This window comes from Methylobacterium symbioticum (genome assembly GCF_902141845.1).
GTDB lineage: Bacteria > Pseudomonadota > Alphaproteobacteria > Rhizobiales > Beijerinckiaceae > Methylobacterium > Methylobacterium symbioticum.
Map to the genome: position 1 here is coordinate 1 of NZ_CABFPH010000204.1, position 3,322 is coordinate 3,322.

General features: G+C 71.6%; 1 protein-coding gene. It reads left to right on the forward strand.

The window, feature by feature from the left end:
- Positions 1 to 844: 844 nt before the first annotated feature.
- Positions 845 to 3,322, forward strand: a 2,478-nt coding sequence (locus MET9862_RS28690; RefSeq protein ID WP_142586278.1) for an Rne/Rng family ribonuclease, incomplete at its 3' end; no start/stop codon positions are given.

The following is a 3,322-nucleotide window of genomic DNA, read 5'->3' on the forward strand; positions in this document are numbered from 1 at the left end:
CGCTTCAAGTCTGCCGGGGTGAGGCTGGGCGAGCCGGGCAACGGCGCTACGCAGTCCGCCACGATCGGGGTCGATGCAGGTGAGCAAGAGACCGCGACGCATAGACGGACGAGGCCGGCGGATCCCCGCCCCCTCGTCCGCGGGACGCCGGGGAACTCGGTATCCGTACGCACACACATTGGGTTCCGCGGCGTCCCGCGTCTCCCTCCAGCCAGGCCTCCGGCGTCAGCAAGACGCGCGGAGCCGAAACCGCGTGGGGCCGGTGCCGGCACGTGCGAGCGGGCGCGCCCATCCGGGGCTCCGCAATTCCCGCCTTGCCAAATCCCTGCGACGATCTGTAATGATACCGACCCCCTCCCGGTCCCGCCGGTCGCGCTCGCGGCCCGCGGGCGCGCCGAGCTTCTACGATCTTCGGCCGCGTCCTCGCCGTCGGTTCTCCGCGGCGTCCGTCGGATTCCACACAAGGGCGGGTGTCGGCGCAGGCGGCGAGTTTGCTCTCGCCGCGAGGTTTTCGAATTCGCGACCGGTCCGAGCCGGTCAAGATGTCTTCGCGAGGTCGGGGAAAGGATGGGCGGACGCACAGCAACGGTTGCCGCTGCTCGTGCCGCAAGCGCGCGTGATTCGCGTCGCGCCGGTTCGCCTCTCCCCCCGGCCATGTTCAACCCCGGGCACGCCGTTGGGGCGTGCCGAGCGGCGGTTGGCGGCTCCCCCTTCCGATCAGACCCCGCGGCCTCGGCGACGAGGCCGGCGCGAGTGTGTCTCCCACGGGCCGTGAGGCCGGGAGCCGCTCCACCGGGACATCGCCCCGGGAGGGCGTCGCCGGCCGCCATGTCGAAAGTTCGTCATGGCCAACAACAAGATGCTCATCGATGCGACGCACCCGGAGGAGACCCGGGTCGTCACGGTCCACGGCTCTAGGGTCGAGGAGTTCGACTTCGAGGCCGCCAACCGGCGTCAGCTGCGCGGCAACATCTATCTCGCCAAGGTGACGCGGGTGGAGCCCTCGCTCCAGGCCGCCTTCGTGGAGTACGGCGGCAACCGCCACGGCTTCCTCGCCTTCAACGAGATCCACCCCGACTACTACCAGATCCCGCTGGCCGACCGGCAGGCGCTCTTGGAGGACGAGGCCCGCGACGCGGAGGAGTACCGCGAGCGCGAGGAGCGCCGCCGCTCGTCCCGCCGCCATCGCGGCCGCCGGGCCGAGGCCGCCGCGCGCAACGCCGATGCCACGGTGAGCGAGGAGGCCGCTCCGGCCATCATCGACGGCGAGGCCGAACACGTCTCCGTGGACGCGCCGGCCGACGAGGCCGTGCCGGTCACGGGTGGCGACGCCTCCGCCGACCTGCCGGATTCCGCCACCGCCAGCGCCGAGAGCGGTGACGAGGTCGCGCCGGCCCCGGCCGCCGAGGGCGAGCCCAGTGAGGCCGCGCCCGCCGCCGAGGCGACCGAGACGCAGGTCGAGACGGCCGCCGAGCCGGCCGTCTCCGGCGAGCCCGCGCCCGGCCCGGCCCCCGAGGCCATCGTCGCGGTCGCCGAGGCGCTGACCGTCGCCGAGGCCCCCGCTTCGGACGAGGCCGCCGAGGATGAGGAGGCGGACGAGGACGAGGACGAGGATTCCGACGACGAGTCCGACGAGGACGAGGATGAGGATTCGGACGACGAGGACGGCGAGGAGTCCGAGGACGGCGAGGATGCCGAGGGTCGCATCGCCCAGGTCGGCGGCAACGGCGACGCGCTGGCCGAGATCCCCGAGCGCCCGCGCAGCCCGCGCCGCCACTACAAGATCCAGGAGGTGATCAAGCGCCGCCAGATCATCCTCGTGCAGGTGGTGAAGGAGGAGCGCGGCACCAAGGGCGCGGCGCTGACCACCTACCTGTCGCTCGCCGGGCGCTACTCGGTGCTGATGCCCAATACCGGCCGGGGCGGCGGCATCTCGCGCAAGATCACCTCGGCGGCCGACCGCAAGCGCCTCAAGGAGGTGGTGTCCGACCTCGACGTGCCGGAGGGGATGGGCGTCATCCTGCGCACGGCCGGCGCCATGCGCACCAAGCCCGAGATCAAGCGCGACTTCGAGTACCTGATGCGCCTGTGGGAATCGGTGCGTGAGCTGACGCTCACCTCGATGGCGCCGGCGCTGGTCTACGAGGAGGGCTCGCTGATCAAGCGCGCCATCCGCGACCTCTACAACAAGGACCTGGAGGAGGTGCTGGTCGCGGGCGAGGACGCCTACCGCGAGGCCAAGGACTTCATGCGCATGCTGATGCCCGGCCAGTCGAAGGTGGTGAAGCCCTACCGCGACACGACGCCGGTCTTCGCCCGCTACGGGGTTGAGCAGCAGCTCGACCAGATGTTCTCGACCCATGTCTCGCTGAAGTCGGGCGGCTACCTCGTCATCAACCCGACCGAGGCGCTGGTCTCGATCGACGTCAATTCCGGCCGCGCCACCCGCGAGCACGACATCGAGGACACCGCGCTCAAGACGAATCTCGAGGCGGCCGAGGAGGTCGCCCGGCAGCTCCGCCTGCGCGATCTCGCCGGCCTGATCGTGATCGACTTCATCGACATGGAGGAGAAGCGCAACAACCGCGCCGTCGAGAAGAAGCTCAACGAGTGCCTGAAGAACGACCGCGCCCGCATCCAGGTCGGCCGGATCTCGCCCTTCGGCCTCCTGGAGATGAGCCGCCAGCGCATCCGCACGGGCGTGCTCGAATCCTCCTCGATCCCCTGCCCGCATTGCGGCGGCTCGGGCTTCGTGCGCGCCACCTCGTCGGTGGCGCTGCACATCCTGCGCTCGATCGAGGAGGCGCTGGTCAAGTCGGCCTCGCACAACCTGGTTCTGCGCACCCGCACCGAGGTCGCCCTCTACATCCTCAACCAGAAGCGGGCGCATCTGCGCGAGCTGGAGCTGCGCTTCGGCGTGACGCTGACCATCGCCGCCGACGAGCGGCTCTCGGCGAGCACGCCGTTCCAGCTCGATCGCGGCGAGCCGGCGCAGCGGCCCGAGGCGCCCGCCACCGCCGTGCGCGCCACCGCGGTCTCGCCCGCCATGGAGATCGACGACGAGATCGAGGAGGAGGATCTCGCCGAGGAGGAGGCCGAGATCCGCGCCGAGGACGGCGAGGAGGCTGCCGAGGCCCGGGGCGAGGACGGCGAGGGTCGCCGCCGCCGCCGTCGCCGCCGCCGGCGCGGGGGGCGCTCCGAGGGCAACGGCGAGCGCCGCGAGTCCGAGGGCGAGGGCGACGAGGACGGTGCCGAGGAAGGCGAGGAATCCGAGGCTGTCGAGGCTGCGGAAGCCGGCGCGGGCGCCGAGATTTCCGAGGCC